Here is an 18579-nt window from a genome sequence, read left to right on the forward strand (position 1 = left end):
CATATCTTTGTTCTACATAATACGAAGTGAAAATTACGACATATAAAAGAAACACTTACGACTTTCTTACAATTCTTTATAACGCGGTAAAGCGATAGTGAAAACAGTTTCTTTCTCGTTACTGCGCACAGTGATATCCCCGTTATGAAGCTCTGCTATACTTCTCGCAATTGCAAGCCCCATTCCTTTTCCACCCGTATGAGAGCTACGTGATTTGTCACCACGATAAAACTTCTCAAAAACGTAAGGAAGGTTCTCATTCGGAATATATTGTCCAAAATTTTTAATTTCTATTTCAACATTCAGGTCTCTTTTGGAAATTTGAATCAAAATCTGTTTTCCGTCTTTCCCGTACATAATACTATTACTAATTATATTTTCGAAAAGCCTCACCATAAGCGCTACATCCATTTCCACATGTAACCCCTTATCACCCTTAATACAAAAGCTCATATCGGCATCATCTAGTTGTGGCACAAAATCAATCATGATTTGTTCAATGAACGCTTTCATATTTACTACACTTTTATGTAATTCAATCTCCCTATAATTTATTTGACAATAATCTAATAAATCATCTACTTGATTTTTTAATTCATAACTTTTTCGCTTTAATATACTTACATACTGTTCACATTCTTCTCTATTTGTATGAAACTGACTTCCTAACAGGTCCGCGTAACCGATTAGAGATGTTACAGGTGTTCGTAAGTCATGAGAAATATTACTAATCATTTCAGTTTTCATTTCCTGTGATTTTTTTTCATTTTCGATAGACTCTTTTAAACTTTTAGCCATTCTATTAACATTCGCTGCTAATTCACCAATCTCGTCATTTTTTGAAATAGGTATATGTATCTCCAAATTACCATTACTTATTTCTTTCACGTTCTTATTTATTTCAGATAACCTTTTCATTATTGTTCTTGTCATGAATGCAAAGTATATTGTAGTAATAATTAAAAAAGCTATTACATATAAAAGTGAATATTTTTCTTCTAACGCAGTAACATGACTATATATATTTCCAATTACAATTTGAAACGCTATTATACTTACAGTCGCTAATAAGATGCTACGTATGAATGCGATAAAAAACTTAGCTCTAATGCCTTGTAATGATTTAATCTTCAATTTTATATCCGACTCCCCAAACATTCTGTATAAACTTCGGCTCTTTTGGATTCTCTTCAATTTTATTTCTTAATCTTGCCATATGAACCATTACTGTATTATTACTTTCATAGGCTCTTTCTTTCCAAACGCTTTCATATATTTCTTCAATAGTAAAAACACGATTCTTCGCAGCTGCCATTAAGTACAAAATATCATATTCAGTTTTCGTAAGATTGATTGTTTCTCCGTATAACATTACTGTTCTAGACACTTCATCTATTTCTAAACCTCTAATGTTTATTTTCTTTTCTATTACTTGGACAGCATTTTGATTGAAATATGTATACCTTCTTAATTGAGCTTTCACTCTCGCTATAAATTCAATTGTACTAAACGGCTTCACAATATAATCATCTGCCCCAGTACTAAATCCAATTACTTTATCTATATCCGATGATTTTGCACTTAAAAACATAATTGGTAAACTATGTTTCTCTCTAATCCTTCTGCACAATTCTATCCCATCCATGTGTGGCATCATAATATCCAAAATAGCAAGTTGAATACTGTTATTATTTATGATTTTTAAAGCCTCTTCTCCGTTATGAGTACTTAAAACTTTAAAACCTTCTTGCATTAAATTCGCATTAACAAATCGAACAATATCTTGATCATCATCTACAATTAAAATTGAGTTTTTCTCCATATACAAACCTCTTTTTGAAATATATTCCACAATCAATTTTATCACAAATTAAAACCGTACTTCCCTCTTGAATAATCTTTATTTTCAGACTAGATTATATAATAACAACACATTCTAGTTTCAAAAGAAATGGAGTGAAAGCATGTTTCCTATATTGAAAACCGACCGACTCATTTTAAGAGAACTTACCGAAGAAGATGCACCGAGTATACTACAATGCTTCTCTAATACTGACGTACTGCGCTATTATGGCCAAAAACCATTACAAGATATTGATCAAGTGAAACAAGTCATTCATAACTTTAAACTGAGTTACAATGCAAGAAGCGGTATAAAGTGGGGAATTGAATTAAAAAACAAGAAAGAACTCATTGGAACAATCGGGTTTCATGATTGGTCTTCTGAGCATAAACGAGCCAATTTAAGTTATGCCTTTTTCCCTGAACACTGGGGAAAAGGATATGCAACTGAAGCTGTTTCTGAAGTTATATCATACGGTTTCCATACCATTCACTTAAAGCGTATTGGGGCAATTGTATTTCTTGAAAATGAAGCTTCAAATAAATTGCTATTAAAATTAGGATTTGAAAAAGAAGGCGTTCTAAAAAATTATATGTATCAAGATGATATCCCTTATGACACGAATTTTTATTCTTTATTAAAATCGGTTTAATAGAAATTATGCGTAAAAACTCGTTTCAGCATAATAAATCAGGATAGTGCATCTTTAACGAAAGATGGGAAACCGAGCGTTATTCATTTCTTAGATCATCATACGACTGATGCGAAGTACAATAAATTATATAATTTTAAAAAGGGGCATGAGCATATTCTTACTCATATCCCTTTTTTACGTTCTTTTTCTGTTTTCGCAATGCTTTTGGAATGTATATTCCATGTAATCTCCCGTTATTGCATATGCTCTAGAACGAGATCCCCCACAAACATATAGAAACTCACAAACTAAACTTTTTAAAAGTTTTCAACATCATTACCTCTTTTCTAAAACCATAAAGAATGTACTATCCGGTAGCGCAACAACATTCCCAGACTCATCTTTAAACTCGATTTTCTCGCTAAGATGTTGTGTATATCCACCCTGTAAATAGTTCATAGCTTGAACGATGTTTATTTTATCTCCAAAGATACCCTTTACGAAATCCTTATATTCGTTTAGCGTAAATATTCCAAACTGCTCTTGCACCTCGTGAACGAAGGAATCCTCGCCCCATGTATACGTATATAAGAACTCCATTGCATCATTAACAGGCATTTTGACTGTATCGTCTGCAAGTACCTCATACTTGATTATACGTCCCTTGAATTCACGGACATACTGCTCTAAGAACTTCATTCCGCCTGCATCTTTAAAACGAATCAACCGTATTAACGTTTTATCTTCGGTCATGATGCCATCACGAATGATAATACGGCCTCCTGGCTTTAACACCTCATAGGCACTCTGCAGCCCTTTTTTAATTACTTCATGATTGAATTTCTTACCTTCATACTCTATATAAGAGAACAGCTCATGAAGGATAGAAGAATATACAATCGTATCAACCGATTCTTTTCCAAATGAGCTGCTTAAATTGATTGCATCCCCTTTAATGACGTCCCAAGAACGCCCCTCGTTCTGCTTCTTCTTTTTCAACGTATCAATCACGTTTTCGGAAATATCTATACCGTAGATTCGTTTGTCCTCTGTCTCTTCTTCGATCATGTCTAACATGACACCACCACCAGCTCCGACATCTACAATCGTATCTCCCTTTATATAATCAAGAATAATTCGTTTATCATCAGCTGAGCTATTCATATGTTCCAGATACACTTCTTCATTATGGAATCTATCATATGCATCCTTACGTAACCCGAAGAAATCAAAAAGCAGCACATTTGCCCGAGCATGCATCATATCTATCTTTTCTGCCTCTACACAGAAGGTAATTAACGCCTCACCTACAGCAGAAAACTGAAACGATACATACGCAGTCTTCATATCTTCATCGACTTTAACCTTAAAAGAAACATGCGTTTCATTCGGCTTCTCGTTCTCACGATACTCTCGTAGATACTTCTCAATAACCCGCTTACGATACACGTTGTCCTTTTTCTCACCTTTGAAATCATAGTGCAACTGTTGCATCAATTTTTCGAAATGTATATGCTGAACTTTTCTAGAGCCTATCTCGTTCTTTAACATAACAAAAACTGTCCAAATATCCTCAAAGCTAAGAGCATGCATAGACGGTTCTACATACCACAAATCCTTATCAGATAAAAATGTTTGAACGTCTCTCTTCTCGCTCCCCATAATTATATCTTTTTCAAATACTGACTCCTTATGTTTTGGTGTGAGTCTATGTATGCGAGAAGTAAATGGCTCCATATAACCATCAAACAGGCCATCAATTGTAATCTTCACATCGTTCTTCACTTCACTCCACAAAGCTTTTGATACGCCTTCAATAATGCATTGGTTAAGATAGTATAGAATCTCCTTTAACCTAACGTCTCCGTATTCTTCTTTATATGTGTTAATTAAATCAACATGAGAGTCCAAACGAGCCTCCCCGCGTATATACTGCCCGATTAATCCATGTGTTCTAATTAAATCTCGAATAAACAAATACTCAGTAGAGTTTAAGTTTGTCTCTACATGTTCAATAAACTGAATATCACTAAAGATATCAGCAGAACCCTCGTTATGTACGAATAGATTAATCCCGTTTTTCTTCCATTGCTCCCGCTGTTTTAAAGATCCTACCTTTGCAAGCTCACTATACGTTAGTACCTTTTCAATAATACGATATGCTTCTTCATCTAAAGGCAGTCCATCTAACACTTGTAGCGTACGGTGCACATAGTACAACACCGCATCTGTTTTTAATGTTCCAAGTACTTGTACATTCTCATAGTTTTGATGTATCTCCTCTGCCTCGATTAAATACTTTAACCACGTAGGGAGAGTATCGGAAAACCCTTTAATGTATTTATTTAGAATCTCAATGTTTTTCAACTTATTTACCCCCATATATAATCAATATCTGTAGTAAAGTCTGAGACACCTTCTCTAAAAAGATCATCACCCTATGTCCCCCTTTACCATCTAGAACTCTTTCAAATACAAACGCTTCAAACCCAGTCTTTTGCTCTTGTAAAAAAGAATTATCGGGTTTGTAACACATTCTTTTGTTCATCTCTTATTGTAACTTCATCAGGAATTTCGGCGGAATAAACAGTAGGACTCAGCGGATCACTTCTTACATTGATAAACATATGTTGTGATAGAATCAACCGAAAATGGAAACGGCAAGCGGGTGCACTCCACTTGCCGTTTTTTCATAGCTTAGTATGTATTTGAATTTCTTTTGCTTTCTCTTTTTCACTTTTCACGCGTACAATTAAATCATATGATCCGGATTTTGGAGCTTCAAAAGAAAGCAAACCTTCTTTTTGAGAAGTGATTTCTTCTTCATAAATTACCTTATCATCTTTTGTAACTTGTAATAAAATTGTACCTTCTTCAACAGCTGCTTCATAAGGAATTTCCACATTTCCTTTTTCAGCTTTAACCGTTTGTACATCGTAATACCCTTGCAACGAACCAATTTTCAAAGTCGTTTCGCCATTTTTTTGAACCTTTGTGACTTGTGTTGCTGTATTGCATGCACTTAACAATACAACAAGAGTGAGAACCATAAATAAACGTAGTAATTTCATAAAAATTCTCCTTTTTTATGTACATGAATTAAAATTCTAACTCTAAATTTTGTACCATCTTATTTCCCACCTCTTAAAATAGCTTTTTTTACAATCAAATACATAATAGAGAATAGTAAACAAGCTCCCATTGTACCAAAAACTACAATTGAAATTTTACCTGCTAATGTTTCATTTGGATCTAATGCATTAGGTAAGATTGTACCAAAAATTGCAATACCGGCTAATACAACCATAAAATATTTAAATCTTTTTACTTTCTTATTCATACTAATTATCCCCTTTATTCCTTAAACCAAATCCCCATAAACCTACACCAGGACCTAATAGTACATGAAATTTGACTCTACTTTTTCTAGCTTCAAAGAATCCCCCGAGATTCCCAAATTAATATCGCCCAAGTATTATACATACCAATTCATTCATATAGAAAAAGCCCCGTTCAAATCAAACACTTAAACTCCTCTTTTTTATAATACTCAAATAATTCCACACAAACATCTCTATCAATTCATCTTAATACCTCAATTACCTTTTAAGTATATCAATGACAAAATAAATAATCTAATATTTTTTATAATTAAAAACAAACATAGTTACAACAAGAAAATGTTTGTATGCTGATCTGTACTGCATTCCCTTATTCCATGTACTCTTTAAAAAAACCTTACTTTTTAAAAAGTAAGGTTTTTTTGTATTTATTCATTAGCAATATAAGCATTCTTATAAGTATAAATACCACCAAATTGATGCTTTTCAATTCCTTTTACATAATCTTTTTGTACGTAAGCTGAGCCCATTTGATAAAGCGGTGCGACCGCAGCATCCTCTAATAGAATGCGCTCGGCCTCTTGCAATGCTTCCCATCTTTTCTTCTGATTTAATACTAGATCGCTTTTCGCTTTCTTTATTAATTCATCGTAGTGACGGTTAGAATAATTCATTTTGTTATTTTGATTATCCGTTGTAAAGAGTTCTAAATAACTAATTGGGTCTTTATAATCCGGTCCCCAATTTCCCATAGATATATCGTAATCTCCTATTTGTTCTAACTGTAATTTTTGCTTAAATGGCTGTTGTTTAATTTGGATCGCGAGTCCTTGCAAATGCTTTTCTAAGTCACCTTTTATATATTCTGCCATACGTTTTGCATTATCTTGTTCAAATGTTAAAAACTCGAGATTTACTTGTTCTACTCCAAGCTCTTTTTTCGCTTCTTCCCAAATCTTTTTCGCATTTTGCAAATCATATGGAGAAAGATCTCCGTTTTCTTTTCTAAAATCTTTACCAGTCTCTTCATTTATATGACCAGCCGGTACAAGTCCGCTTGCAGACTTTGCCCCGTTATTAATAAAATGAGCAACGAAATCTTCTTTATTTAACGCTAATGAAATAGATTGACGCACCTTTTTATTTGCTAACGCATTATTTTTCTCATTAAAACGTAGCATAGCAATTGCAGGCTCGCTCGACATATGCAATTCCTTACTTCCTTTATACTTGTCTACAAATTGAGAATTAATAGGCACCCGGTCCAAATTACCAGCTTCGTACAAATTAACAGCGGTCATTGTATCCTTTACAATTTGAAAGTTTATTTCGTCTAATTTCACTTTCTTTTCATCCCAATATGTAGCATTCTTCTTTAATTGAAACTCTTGTTCATGCTTCCATTTCTCTAATACAAATGGCCCATTATATATGAGATTACTAGATTCCAATGCATAATTCTTTCCTTGTTCTTTCAAAAATGATTCATGCTGCGGTAAATATATAGGTAGTGCTAACAGCTGTAAAAAATACGGGATTGGCTGTTCGAGTTCCACTTCTAACTTATAATCATTTATAACTTTAACCCCAAGTTCATCAAGAGGCATTGTTCCCTTATTTATTTCTTTCGCATTTTTCACGTAAAAAAGCATGTACGCATATTGAGACGCTGTTTCACGGTTAATTGCACGTTTCCATGCAAACATAAAATCATTTGCTGTTACATTGTCCCCATTTGACCATTTTGCATCTTTACGCAAATCAAATGTATATTTTTTACCATCTTCACTTCTTTTAAACGATTTTGCTACCGCTGGAATAGGCTGATCTTGATCATCTAATACATACAACCCTTCAAATATGTTTTGCATAACGTGTGCTGATGTACCATCCATCGTTTTCGCAGTATCAAGAGAAGGGATCTCTTCTGATACCGTTACATTTAATACTTGTTCTTTTGCCTCTGTGTCACTTTTATTCGCTTTATTATTACAAGCTGTTAATAATAAAGATGTAACAAGTGCCATTACCATTAAATGGCTCTTCTTTCGCTTCATGAGTTGTTCTCCTTAAATATAAAATATTATAAAGCGTAATATATTATAGCAGAAATAATAACAGAAAGATGCGACATTCTTTTGAATATTTATTCGTTCAAGAAAAAAAGCTATCCTTTTAAAAAAAGGATAGCTTTTTCAATTATCTATCTTTGCAAACCTCGTTTATAACGACTTGCTTCAAATATAATACGCTCTTCATCTAACGTTTTACATTCGCTATTCCAAACAACACGTTTTCCGTTAATGATTACATCGCTTATATCTTTTCCACTAGCAGCATATACAAGGTGCGATAACACTTCATCTGCTGGTTGTAAATGAGGCTTATTAGATGGATCAATCGTAATAAAATCGGCACACTTTCCAATCTCAAGTGATCCGGTTTGTTTCATTCCGATTACTTCAGCAGCTCCTTTAGTCGCAAGTGTAAGAGCTGTTTCAACTGGTAGTGCTGTTGCATCTTGGTGAATACCTTTTTGTAGTAAAGTCGCTATACGCATTTCTTCAAACATATCTAAATTGTTGTTTGATGCCACACTATCTGTTGCAATTCCTACTTTCATTCCTGCTTCTAGCATCGCTTTTACATTCGCTATACCAGAACCTAGTTTTAAATTACTATTCGGGTTATGAGCTACTCGAACATCATGTTCTGCTAAAAATGCACGCTCATTTTCATTTAATACTACACCGTGTGCAATAACTGTTGGACGTTTAAACAACCCGCAACTTGCTGCATATTCTACTGGACGTTTTCCGTACTGTGCTTCAATATCACGTACTTCACGCTCTGTTTCCGAAAGATGAATATGAACCATCGTTTGATTTTCTACTGCAATACGTGCGCATTCTTCTAATAATTCTGTGGAACATGTATATGGACTATGCGGTGCAACCATCGTAGTTAACATGCCACTTTCGTTATAGTAACGCTTTACATACTTTTCAGCTTCTTCGATTGCTTTCTTTTCGTCATCTTTCGTTCCGAAGCTAAATAAAGTTCTTGAAACAGCAGCTCGCATCCCACTTCTTGATACCGTTTCCATAATTGCATCTTGATCTACTCCAATTGGATTAAACATGTCAGAGAATGATGTTGTACCACTTTTCACCATTTCAAGTAATCCTAATTCCGTACTAGCGACCGCAAGCTCTGGAGTAAACTGACTTTCAAGTGGCCAAATTCTCGTCTCAAGCCACGGCTGTAATAACATATCATCGCCAATACCTCTTAAGAGACTCATTACAACGTGTGTATGTGTATTGACAAGCCCTGGTAAAACCCACTTTCCTTTCATATCAATTACTTCATCTACTTCAAAATCATTAGCGAATTCTCCGCTCTTTACATGTATAATTTGATCATTTTCTACAATGATATATCCATTTTCTATCACTTCATTTTGTTCATTCATCGTTACGATTGTAGCGTTTACATAAGTTGTTTTCAAAAGTATTTCCCCTTTCAACTCTATGAAGTTCCCTTTAATAAGTTACCACCATTATAGTAACTTATTAAAGATTAAGAGTCAAAAGGTAATTTGAATTCTTTCATTATCTTTTCCTTCAAAATGCTATATTGTTTTTCATTTGTATCTGCAAATGCTTCTTCTCGATTTGATTCCACATCCAAATAATTCAACCTTTCATTGAACTGAGTCTCTGTAAAATCAAACCTCTGTCCAGCTATACAGTTATAAAAATGCCACACCTCCCCTACTTTTGTCTTTTTAATTTTTCCTCCGTATATATCTTGAACGACTAAAGCAGTTACACCACACTGTCCCTTTGCCGGATTCTCAATCGTCCACTTTGAACTTGTTTCAATCGACCATGATTTTATTAGTGATTCATATATCCTTTTTATCTTTACATCATCCATTCTAATCTTCTCCCACTATTAATAGTTTTACACATCATATTTCAAAAGAGGCAGTAAACGATCCTCAAAAACCGTTGATGGTGTCTCTCCTATTAACTTCGCTCCCATCTTCAAGTAAAACCCTTTTGCATTTGGATCACTATCAATCGTAAAACTTTTTATTCCTAATTCATTTGCATGTTGTATTACATACTCCCAAAGTATTTTCCCGTATCCTTTCCCTTTGTAGCGAGGATGAATATATAGAAAATCAAGAGCATTTTCATTACGTAAAAATGAGAAAAATCCAATCATCGTATTATCGTTTTCTAAAACATATACAAAATTATTTTTTATGTACTCTTCGGTAATTGTTAAATCTTCCTTACAAGCAAGTATGAATTCCTCGCTATAGTTCCACGTTGCTTTTGAATGTAGTGCGAATTCACTTAATTCATTTGCTTCACTCAATAACGCTTTTCTTATCTTCATGATCCTTTCTCCTCACCTTCGATATATAAACTCTTAAAATGATTCGAAAAGTAATTTAAAAAACCTCCTATTTCCGTAAATAAGAGCTTACTTTTATAATTCTTCATAATAGGTAACAATTTTTTAAAAGAAAAAAACGCCATTCCTGAAAATTGGCGTTCTTTTCTTTCAATCTTTATAGCATATTCTTTTAAGAATCATTTTTACATTTCTATACAGTTTCTAATACCGTTTCAAGCATTGTTCCATTTTTAGCATAATTCGTATGCCAAGAAAAAGCTTTTTCTAAAACATGAGGGGTCTGTCCGCCTCTCGTTTTAGCTTCTTCGTAATAAGCTCTTAGCTGATCACGATACATTGGATGTGCGCAATTCTCTATAATTAATTCCACTCTTTCTCTTGGCGCCAGTCCTCTTAGATCAACATACCCTTGTTCAGTGACGATAACATCTACATCATGTTCCGTATGGTCTACATGAGATACGAAAGGAACGATACTTGAAATGTTACCGCCTTTCGCAATCGATTTCGTAACAAAGATAGCTAGACGTGCATTTCTTGCAAAATCACCAGAACCACCAATACCATTCATCATTTTCGTACCTAAAACATGAGTAGAGTTAACATTTCCGTATATATCTAATTCTAAAGCGGTATTAATTGAGATTAACCCAAGGCGGCGAATAATTTCAGGGTGATTAGAAATTTCTTGTGGGCGCATCATTAATTTATCACGATATTTTTCAAAGTTAGAAAATACTTTTTGCATTTTCTCTTCAGAAAGCGTGATCGAGCAGCAGGAAGCAAAATTGACTTTCCCAGCATCCATAAGATCAAAGACCGCATCCTGTAAAACCTCAGAATATACTTCTAAATCTTCAAACTCAGAATCTAACATTCCATGAAGAACTGCATTGGCAACTGAACCAATTCCCGATTGTAGCGGCGCTAAACGATTTGTTAATCGGCCTACTTCGACTTCTTTTCGAAGAAACTCTATTAAATGCTGTGCCATAATAACAGTTTCTTCATCTGGAGGGACAATTGTTGATGGCGAATCTAATTGGTTTGTAAATACAATCCCCTTCACTTTTTCAACATCAATCGGAATGCCAAACGTTCCAATTCGATCATCCGTTTTCACAATCGGAATTGGAAGCCTTTCCCCTTGTTTACCTGGTTCATATAAATCATGTAGCCCCTCTAGTTGCGCGGATTGGGCCATATTCATTTCAATAATAATGGACTTAGCATTCAAGGAAAATGCTAATGAATTACCAATTGAAGTCGTTGGAATAATCATTCCGTCTTCAGTAATCGCAACCGCTTCCAAGATAGCGAAATCTATATCCATAACGTCAGCACGAAGTAATTCTGCTGTATGAGATAAGTGCTGATCTACAAATAAAAAGTCTCCGTTATTAATTCCTTTTCGCATAGTCGCATCGGCTTGGAAAGGCAATCTTTTCCCTAAAATTCCTGCCTCAGCAAATAATTTATCTACATCCGAACCTAATGAAGCCCCTGTATAAACATTTACTTTAAAAGATTTATCATTCTTTACTCGGTTCACCAGCGCAAATGGGACTGCTTTTACATCCCCAGCTCGTGTAAATCCACTTAAACCTAATGTCATTCCACTTTCAATCCATGAAGCTGCCTCTTCAGGTGTCACTACTCGATCTTTTAATCGTTGATCCCTAATTCTATCTAAATTATTCTCCATATGTACTCCCTCTCCCAATGAATATTCATAATTATTTTACACATTAACACTATCAAAATAGGGATTTCGGTATACAATGCCGAAAATTCAGATAAAACAGCAAATCTAGGTTCTAAAGCAGAACATTTTAGAATCCTAGAAGCTTACGAAAAAAGCTAGCATATGATTGACTCACTGGTACCCTCTCCCCGTTATCCATTGAAAGTAAAAAAGTAGAGTGGGTATCAGGATAAATCGCCTTAATATGATTCACATTTACTATAAAGGAACGGTGGCATCTAATAAACGAATCTTTCGGAAGTAAGTATTCAAATTCTTGTAGAGAGTACTTATGTGTTCCTGTTAACTCTTCTGAATTCACATACGTTTTTTTATCTTTAGCCTCTAAATACATCACCTTTGAAAAAGGAACTGGAACCCATCCGTCTGTTGTTTTTAAAGTAACGACTGACTTTCCATCCGTTAAAGCTGGATAAATTGCCGTCACGCAACCTTCAATCTTGTCATTATTTGAAAATGGTACCGCCATTCCATGATAAGGAATACCGAAAACATCTCGGTTAATAAACTCGGAGGCTTTTTGCTTCGTTACCATTGCTTTATGAGCAATCGTTCCTTCCTTAATAGGATCCCCGGCGCTAATCTTTAAATCAATACGTTTACTTGGCCGATAGTAAATATATTCTTCCTTATTCGAAACGGCGATTGATATTTCATCTGAAAATAATTCCCCAACAACATCTAGTAGTATACCTAACGTTTTATCTTCCATAGTATGAACACCTCATTTACTATTATAATTTATAAAACCGTTCAACAATTTGAACAGTTTTATAAACAGTTTAGTTCACCTTAGCCCCATAGCATCTAGCTACTGCAACTGCCTGTGCTATATCTAATTTTACATTTTTTAAATCGAAACTTGTAAAGTCAATTCTATCAACTATCGCTCCTTTTAAATTTGCACCGCTAAGCTTCGCCTTCCCTAATTGTGCACCGGTTAAATCCGCTTCACGTAAATCTGCTTTTTCTAAATTACATTCATATAAATCAGCTTCAATTAAACGTATACCTTTTAACATTTGTTTACTTAAGTTCACGAACCTTAAATTCGTGTATGACCAATCACCCGATATGATAGTTATTCCATCTAAATTCGCCTCTTCAAAATCAGAGCCAGTCATTTTACATTCTTCAAACTTCGATACGAATAAATTCGTACCAACAAACTTACAATTTGCAAATGTAGTTCCTTGATGGATAGAAGCGTTAAAAAGAGCGCCGGTAAAATCACATTCGATGAAATTACAATTTTCAGTCGAAACTTCCGATGCATCTATCCCTCTAAAACGGCATTTTATGAATGTACTATTCTTCAATTCCTCTTCTTTAATCAAGACATCTTGAAAATCTATTTCTACATATTCTTTATTTACAAATGCACTCATAACTATTCCTTCATCTCCTTAAAGAAACCTCACTTCAAAAAAGTGAGGTTTCTTCTCATACAATATGCTTATCTAACCAAGAAATCAAATCTTGAAATACTTCATCTCGATTTACTTCATGGAACATTTCATGTCTTCCATTTTCATATAAACGCAGTGTTACATCTTTCACGCCACATTTTTTATAATTCTCATATACTTCCTTTACACCTTTCCCCATATCCCCCACAGGATCACGATCTCCTGAAAAAATATGTATTGGAAGGTTTTGCGGTGTTTTCTTGAACTCTTCTAGTTTATTTACTTCTAATACACCAGAAAATAATTCTCGATAAAAACTAGTCGTACAAATGAATCCACATAATGGATCCGCAATATATTTATCTACTTGATTATTATCTGAAGATAACCAATCAAATTTTGTACGATTTGGTTTAAAGTGTGAATTGAAGTTTCCGAAAGATAAAAAGTTTAGCATCGGACTTTTCGTTTTTTCTCCGCGTAATTTCATCTCAATTGTCGCTACTTTATGACCGATACTTCCTAAAAGTCCTGGATTTCCACCAGTTCCTGAAATAAGAAATCCATCATACAATTCACCCTTCAGTTGTACAGCACGCCTTGATAAAAAAGAACCCATACTATGTCCAAGTAAAAATAACGGGCATGTCTGCTCTTTTCTTATCGTTTCAGATACAAAGATAACATCAGATACAGCCTCATTCCAACCTACATTGGGTTTAAAATGACCATAATCTTCTTCTCTCTTCACCGTTTTCCCATGACCTTTATGATCATGCGCATAAACACCATAGCCCGCTTCTAATAACGCATCAATAAAGTCTGTATAAACACCTGCATGTTCTGTCATACCATGTGCAATTTGAATAATCCCTTTCGGTTCACCTTCTGGTAACCACTTACGTAAATAAATTTCTGATCCATCCTTTGCCGTAACGAAACTTGCCTGTACGTTCATTTCGTCAGCTCCCAACTCTATTATGTATCTCAAAAAATGAATATCCATTCATTATTCTTATTATGTATTATATGCAATTGCCTTCATTATGACAAATGACTCACTTTTCTAATTAGCTCTTAAATTAATATGTTGACGAACCGTAGATGAAATTATATAGTTACTTACATAAAGTAATTATTATATTTTTGGGAGGTTTCTATGATGATGCCATCATTATTTTTAGCACATGGATCACCGATGCTCGCTATACAAGATACAGAATATACAAGTTTTTTAAAAATCCTTGGAGAAACATATAAACCGAAAGCAATTGTTATTTTCACCGCTCACTGGGAAAGCGAAGTATTAACGATTTCTTCATCAGATAACGAATATGAAACAATTTATGATTTTGGAGGTTTTCCCCCTGAGTTATACGAAATCAAATATCGTGCGAAAGGCTCTTCTAACATTGCATCTATGTTAGAAACAAAATTTAAAAATAAAGGTATTCCAGTCCATCATAATATGACGAGAGGTTTAGACCACGGCTCATGGACACTCTTGCACCGTATGTATCCAGAAGCAAATATTCCTGTCGTACAAATATCAGTCAATCCATTCCTTCCTGCAAAAGAGCAATTTAAGGTTGGAGAAGCATTAAAAGGACTTGGACAAGAAGATATTTTAGTAATCGGTAGCGGTGTTACCGTTCATAACTTACGAGCACTGAAATGGAATCAAAGTACACCCGAACAATGGGCAATTGAATTTGATGATTGGATTATAAAACATATGCAGACTAACAATAAAGATGCATTATTTAATTGGGAGAAAAATGCCCCTCATGCTCAATTAGCTGTACCAAGAGCAGAGCATTTTGTTCCTTTATTTATCGCTATGGGAAGTGGTGAAAATAGTGGTGAAGTCATTCACCGCAGTTACGAGCTTGGTACGTTAAGTTATCTTTGCCTCCAATTTTAAATAAAAAGGATGAAGCAATCATTGCTTCATCCTTTTCTTTTTCATTTACCTAGTTAACTAACTTCCAAATGTCGTTTCTCTGATACCTCTTCGTTCTTATTATGAAAATAAACCCAAATGCACGCAATAAATAATAGTGATGATGTAGAGAAGAAAACATATTGGAAGCCTGCATGTGCTGCAATTTGTCCACCAAGTACGGGTCCAATCATATTTCCTAAAAACTGAAACGATTGATTATACCCAAATATTCGTCCCGTTACATGGGTTGGTGTATGTTGTTTTAGTAGAGTTTGTACGGAAGGTAATAATCCTGCTTGTGCGATACCTAATAAAAATCGAAGAATTAATAGTTGCCAAGCTGAGGTTACAAATGCTTGCGGGATAAAAATAATTCCTGCAGCAAACAACGCTACAACTAACGTTTTTTGAGGACCAATTTGATCTGATAATCGTCCGAGTCTTGGTGCTGCCAAAATAACTGCTAACCCTGTCGCTGACATAACTGCACCCGCAATTGTTTCAATATGTGCAGTATGAGGGCCTACTAAATTTTTTACGTATAATGTAACAATTGGTTGAACAGACATATTAGCAAGTTGAATAATAAATGTTGTTACAAACAAACTAATAATTAAATGCTTCGCTGGAACCATCGTCCATACTTTTTTCGGTTGTACTTTTTTTGCTTGAGCGGAGTGATTCTCTTCATGTAGGAAGAAAAAAACGATGAGAAAAGAAAGGAATAAAAAAGCTCCTGTAACAAGAAAAACATGGCGCATTCCAATTAACTCAGACAAATATCCTCCAAGTAATGGACCAAGTAAAGAACCGCTCACTCCACCAGTTGAAATTGTAGAAATTGCCCAGCCTGAATGCTCTTTTGGAGTTTCTGCTGCAATAAATGTCATAGCCGTTGAAAGGAAACCAGATACTGCTCCCATTAAAAATCTTAGTGCGACTAGTTGATATACATCCGTTACAAATCCCATAAGCGTCATAATAATCGCCATACCTAGGCTCGCACGAATAAGCATCAATTTCCGTCCATGTATATCACCAAGTTTTCCCCATATTGGTGATACGATCGCACCCATTAAAAATGTTATACCAAATGCAAGTCCCGACCACTGTGCAATACTTGAAGTGCCAGTTACTCCTAATTCCTCAATATAAAAAGATAAAAAAGGAATTACTAAACTCATACCGGCTGCAGTGGTAAAACAACCTAGCCAACAAATCATTAAATTTCGTTTCCAGCTGGCCATTTTCACACCTTCTTTCTTTAGATACCCATTCTACACCCTTTCTTGTAAAAAGTTTAGTAATTTGCTTTATTTGTAAGATTTACTACAAAACCCGCTATTTTCTAGTAAAAATCACTACATTTCCACATTGTTTTCATAATAAAACCAACTCCACTTAAATGAAGTTGGTTAGTTATCCATTATTGGTATTAAACGCGCATTACAACATCGCTCATAAAACTCAACCGGACCCGCTTGTCCAATAATTGCATATTCATATCCATCTTGCTTCATACTATGTAAACAACGATGCAACAATTGCTTCCCTACACCTTTCACACGATTTTGTTTCGCTGTGCCCATTGGACCAAACAATCCTTTCTTTCCTCTCACTACATCATAGCAAGCGAAACCTACTATCCCTTCTTCTTGTTCTGCTATATAAATAGGTAAATTTTCTTTATATGTACGAAATCCATATTCTATTGAACGTAACCAACGTTCACCAAATTCTGCTTCAACAAAACTTGCTAATTTTTCAAAATCAGAAAGGTTAGCCTTTCTGACAGTACAAGTTAAATCATTATAAGTAGGAACAAAACATTTTAGATCAACCGCTAAATCTCTTGGTTCAGCTATAATATGTAATATACCTTTTTGTATTTGTGCATTTTCAATAAACGTATCCGCGCGAAATAGTGCATACATAACATGCCCTTCATTCATTATTACTTGCTGAAAACGTTCCATACGTTTCTTCGCTATTTGTAAAATTTCTAACACCTTATAAGATAACTTATATTGTCCTATTTCTTTATACCCTTGATCCGTTAAATCGTACTCTTTTCGTATTGAAAGCTTTTCTAAAAAGTCCGCACCAATGTGACGAAACAAATACATATACAACTCGCTGCAAACTCCAGTACCCTCTTTACACATCCCTATAAACAGATGAACTGGTTGAATGATATTATTTTCCGCCTCTTTTGCCCCAATCTTCAATATGCTATGAACACGTTTTGTAAATTGAAATTCCTCCATATGTATCTCCATCCCCCCTACTACTTTACTATTAAACCGTAACCATAAATAAGTGAAACGATTATTCCAACTACCAATATACCTGGCAGTAAATTTGCCACTTTAATTTTAATAATACTAAGTAAGTTCAATCCGATAGCAGCTATCATAATACCACCTGTAGCTGTCATTTCTACTATAAATTGATTCATTAATTCTTTCGGGACCAAACTATTAATTTGTGTTGCAAAAACCGCAATACCTCCTTCGTATAAAATAACTGGAATTGCCGAAAATACTACACCAATTCCTAGGGTTGTCGTTAATATAATAGAAATAAATCCATCGATAATTGCCTTTGTAAATAAAATATCGTGATTTCCACGAATCCCACTGTCGAGTGCACCAAGTATGCCCATCGCACCAATTGCAAATATTAAAGTAGCTGTTACAAAACCTTCTGATATGCTCCCTTTCCCTTTCGATCCAACTTTATTTTCTAGCCAATCTCCTAACTGTTTTAACTTTCCCTCTAATTGTAGCCATTCCCCGATGACCGTACCAATCACTAAACTTAGTATGACAACAAGAAAATTTTCACTTTTCAATGCCATTTGAAGTCCAAGCACAGTAACCGCTAAACCGATTGCATGCATAATTGTTCCCTTCATACTTTCTGGAATCCTACTAAATAATTTACCTAGTAAAGTACCAAGTATTATACAAACCCCATTTACAACTGCTCCTAATATAACCATTTCTCATTCTTCACCCTTCGAATTCTTTATTTCTATATTTTGGTTTATTCATTGATTTACAGGTTATCTATATGTTAACTTAATATTGAGAATATTAACAAATATTTTTTCGCAACATAAACGCAATTTTTTGTAGTTATACATAATGTGAAACTTTAATTAACGTGAGTTTTATTGCCTACAAATTGCGGTATAAATTCAAAA

The 18579-nt window shown here is 34.5% G+C and carries 18 protein-coding genes and 1 pseudogene; 2 read left to right on the forward strand and 17 right to left on the reverse strand.

Annotated features, from left to right (window positions below; translation table 11 throughout):
* Positions 1-66: 66 nt before the first annotated feature.
* Together COL05_RS03665 and COL05_RS03670 are read right to left on the reverse strand one after the other, a co-directional pair.
* Positions 67-1134 (reverse strand): sensor histidine kinase, encoded by a 1068-nt coding sequence (locus tag COL05_RS03665; protein ID WP_142337337.1) that lies wholly within the window; start codon positions 1132-1134, stop codon positions 67-69.
* The gene (locus COL05_RS03670) at positions 1124-1822 is read right to left on the reverse strand and encodes a response regulator transcription factor (protein WP_098667623.1); all 699 of its coding nucleotides are present in this window, start codon (positions 1820-1822) and stop codon (positions 1124-1126) included. Before COL05_RS03670 ends, COL05_RS03665 begins: the two co-directional genes overlap by 11 nt.
* 142 nt (positions 1823-1964) lie before the next feature.
* On the opposite strand from COL05_RS03670, the gene COL05_RS03675 reads away from it, so the two are divergent.
* Positions 1965-2495, forward strand: coding sequence for a GNAT family N-acetyltransferase (locus COL05_RS03675; RefSeq protein WP_098667624.1), 531 nt, complete (start codon positions 1965-1967; stop codon positions 2493-2495).
* A gap of 160 nt (positions 2496-2655) precedes the next feature.
* Here the strand turns inward: COL05_RS03675 and COL05_RS30845 are convergent.
* The 12 genes and pseudogenes from COL05_RS30845 to COL05_RS03730 all read right to left on the reverse strand — a co-directional run.
* Positions 2656-2786 (reverse strand): annotated as a pseudogene (locus tag COL05_RS30845) (radical SAM/SPASM domain-containing protein); the annotation flags it as partial.
* Between the two features lie 27 nt (positions 2787-2813).
* A complete protein-coding gene (locus COL05_RS03680) occupies positions 2814-4859 on the reverse strand; it encodes a class I SAM-dependent methyltransferase (RefSeq protein WP_098667625.1) in 2046 nt (681 codons plus the stop codon).
* 308 nt (positions 4860-5167) lie between these two features.
* Positions 5168-5548, reverse strand: a complete 381-nt coding sequence (locus COL05_RS03685) for a BA_1872 family lipoprotein (protein WP_098667626.1) — start codon at positions 5546-5548, stop codon at positions 5168-5170.
* A 59-nt stretch (positions 5549-5607) separates the two neighbouring features.
* Positions 5608-5817, reverse strand: a complete 210-nt coding sequence (locus COL05_RS03690; RefSeq protein WP_098667627.1) for a hypothetical protein — start codon at positions 5815-5817, stop codon at positions 5608-5610.
* A gap of 429 nt (positions 5818-6246) precedes the next feature.
* Positions 6247-7875, reverse strand: a complete 1629-nt coding sequence (locus COL05_RS03695) for a peptide ABC transporter substrate-binding protein (protein ID WP_098667628.1) — start codon at positions 7873-7875, stop codon at positions 6247-6249.
* Between the two features lie 146 nt (positions 7876-8021).
* Positions 8022-9347: a bifunctional S-methyl-5'-thioadenosine deaminase/S-adenosylhomocysteine deaminase gene (locus COL05_RS03700; RefSeq protein ID WP_142337339.1), complete on the reverse strand. Its 1326-nt coding sequence runs from the start codon at positions 9345-9347 to the stop codon at positions 8022-8024.
* 53 nt (positions 9348-9400) lie between these two features.
* Complete coding sequence (locus COL05_RS03705; protein WP_098667630.1) at positions 9401-9760, reverse strand: YunG family protein; 360 nt, start codon at positions 9758-9760, stop codon at positions 9401-9403.
* A 27-nt stretch (positions 9761-9787) separates the two neighbouring features.
* Positions 9788-10231 carry a GNAT family N-acetyltransferase gene (locus COL05_RS03710; RefSeq protein ID WP_098667631.1) on the reverse strand — a complete coding sequence of 148 codons (444 nt, stop codon included), beginning with the start codon at positions 10229-10231 and terminating at the stop codon, positions 9788-9790.
* Positions 10232-10442: 211 nt separating this feature from the next.
* Entirely contained in the window at positions 10443-11957 is a 1515-nt protein-coding gene (gene scpC, locus COL05_RS03715; RefSeq protein WP_098667632.1) for a succinyl-CoA:acetate CoA-transferase ScpC, read from the reverse strand.
* Positions 11958-12084: 127 nt separating this feature from the next.
* Entirely contained in the window at positions 12085-12729 is a 645-nt protein-coding gene (locus tag COL05_RS03720; protein ID WP_098667633.1) for a LytTR family DNA-binding domain-containing protein, read from the reverse strand.
* Positions 12730-12799: 70 nt separating this feature from the next.
* Positions 12800-13405 (reverse strand): pentapeptide repeat-containing protein, encoded by a 606-nt coding sequence (locus COL05_RS03725; RefSeq protein WP_098667634.1) that lies wholly within the window; start codon positions 13403-13405, stop codon positions 12800-12802.
* A 55-nt stretch (positions 13406-13460) separates the two neighbouring features.
* On the reverse strand, positions 13461-14384 hold the full coding sequence (locus tag COL05_RS03730) for an alpha/beta hydrolase (protein WP_098667635.1): 924 nt from the start codon (positions 14382-14384) through the stop codon (positions 13461-13463).
* Between the two features lie 204 nt (positions 14385-14588).
* On the opposite strand from COL05_RS03730, the gene COL05_RS03735 reads away from it, so the two are divergent.
* On the forward strand, positions 14589-15350 hold the full coding sequence (locus COL05_RS03735) for a DODA-type extradiol aromatic ring-opening family dioxygenase (protein WP_098667636.1): 762 nt from the start codon (positions 14589-14591) through the stop codon (positions 15348-15350).
* A 53-nt stretch (positions 15351-15403) separates the two neighbouring features.
* Here COL05_RS03735 and COL05_RS03740 read toward each other — a convergent pair whose 3' ends face one another.
* From COL05_RS03740 to COL05_RS03750, 3 genes are all read right to left on the reverse strand, one after another.
* A complete protein-coding gene (locus COL05_RS03740; RefSeq protein ID WP_098667637.1) occupies positions 15404-16618 on the reverse strand; it encodes a multidrug efflux MFS transporter in 1215 nt (404 codons plus the stop codon).
* Between the two features lie 168 nt (positions 16619-16786).
* Positions 16787-17638 carry a GNAT family N-acetyltransferase gene (locus COL05_RS03745; RefSeq protein ID WP_142337340.1) on the reverse strand — a complete coding sequence of 284 codons (852 nt, stop codon included), beginning with the start codon at positions 17636-17638 and terminating at the stop codon, positions 16787-16789.
* A gap of 20 nt (positions 17639-17658) precedes the next feature.
* A complete protein-coding gene (locus tag COL05_RS03750; protein WP_098667639.1) occupies positions 17659-18375 on the reverse strand; it encodes a DUF554 domain-containing protein in 717 nt (238 codons plus the stop codon).
* Positions 18376-18579 lie beyond the last annotated feature (204 nt).

Source organism: Bacillus sp. AFS059628 (genome assembly GCF_002571225.1).
GTDB lineage: Bacteria > Bacillota > Bacilli > Bacillales > Bacillaceae_G > Bacillus_A.

Bases quoted from the DNA above. Each gene is read 5' to 3' on its own strand.
- COL05_RS03725 (WP_098667634.1), bottom strand. From the start codon at position 13,405: ATGAGTGCATTTGTAAATAAAGAATATGTAGAAATAGATTTTCAAGAT.
- COL05_RS03730 (WP_098667635.1), bottom strand. From the start codon at position 14,384: ATGAACGTACAGGCAAGTTTCGTTACGGCAAAGGATGGATCAGAAATT.
- COL05_RS03685 (WP_098667626.1), bottom strand. From the start codon at position 5,548: ATGAAATTACTACGTTTATTTATGGTTCTCACTCTTGTTGTATTGTTA.
- COL05_RS03740 (WP_098667637.1), bottom strand. From the start codon at position 16,618: ATGGCCAGCTGGAAACGAAATTTAATGATTTGTTGGCTAGGTTGTTTT.
- COL05_RS03710 (WP_098667631.1), bottom strand. From the start codon at position 10,231: ATGAAGATAAGAAAAGCGTTATTGAGTGAAGCAAATGAATTAAGTGAA.
- COL05_RS03670 (WP_098667623.1), bottom strand. From the start codon at position 1,822: ATGGAGAAAAACTCAATTTTAATTGTAGATGATGATCAAGATATTGTT.
- COL05_RS03750 (WP_098667639.1), bottom strand. From the start codon at position 18,375: ATGGTTATATTAGGAGCAGTTGTAAATGGGGTTTGTATAATACTTGGT.
- COL05_RS03690 (WP_098667627.1), bottom strand. From the start codon at position 5,817: ATGAATAAGAAAGTAAAAAGATTTAAATATTTTATGGTTGTATTAGCC.
- COL05_RS03695 (WP_098667628.1), bottom strand. From the start codon at position 7,875: ATGAAGCGAAAGAAGAGCCATTTAATGGTAATGGCACTTGTTACATCT.
- scpC (WP_098667632.1), bottom strand. From the start codon at position 11,957: ATGGAGAATAATTTAGATAGAATTAGGGATCAACGATTAAAAGATCGA.
- COL05_RS03745 (WP_142337340.1), bottom strand. From the start codon at position 17,638: ATGGAGGAATTTCAATTTACAAAACGTGTTCATAGCATATTGAAGATT.
- COL05_RS03680 (WP_098667625.1), bottom strand. From the start codon at position 4,859: ATGGGGGTAAATAAGTTGAAAAACATTGAGATTCTAAATAAATACATT.
- COL05_RS03675 (WP_098667624.1), top strand. From the start codon at position 1,965: ATGTTTCCTATATTGAAAACCGACCGACTCATTTTAAGAGAACTTACC.
- COL05_RS03735 (WP_098667636.1), top strand. From the start codon at position 14,589: ATGATGCCATCATTATTTTTAGCACATGGATCACCGATGCTCGCTATA.
- COL05_RS03720 (WP_098667633.1), bottom strand. From the start codon at position 12,729: ATGGAAGATAAAACGTTAGGTATACTACTAGATGTTGTTGGGGAATTA.
- COL05_RS03705 (WP_098667630.1), bottom strand. From the start codon at position 9,760: ATGGATGATGTAAAGATAAAAAGGATATATGAATCACTAATAAAATCA.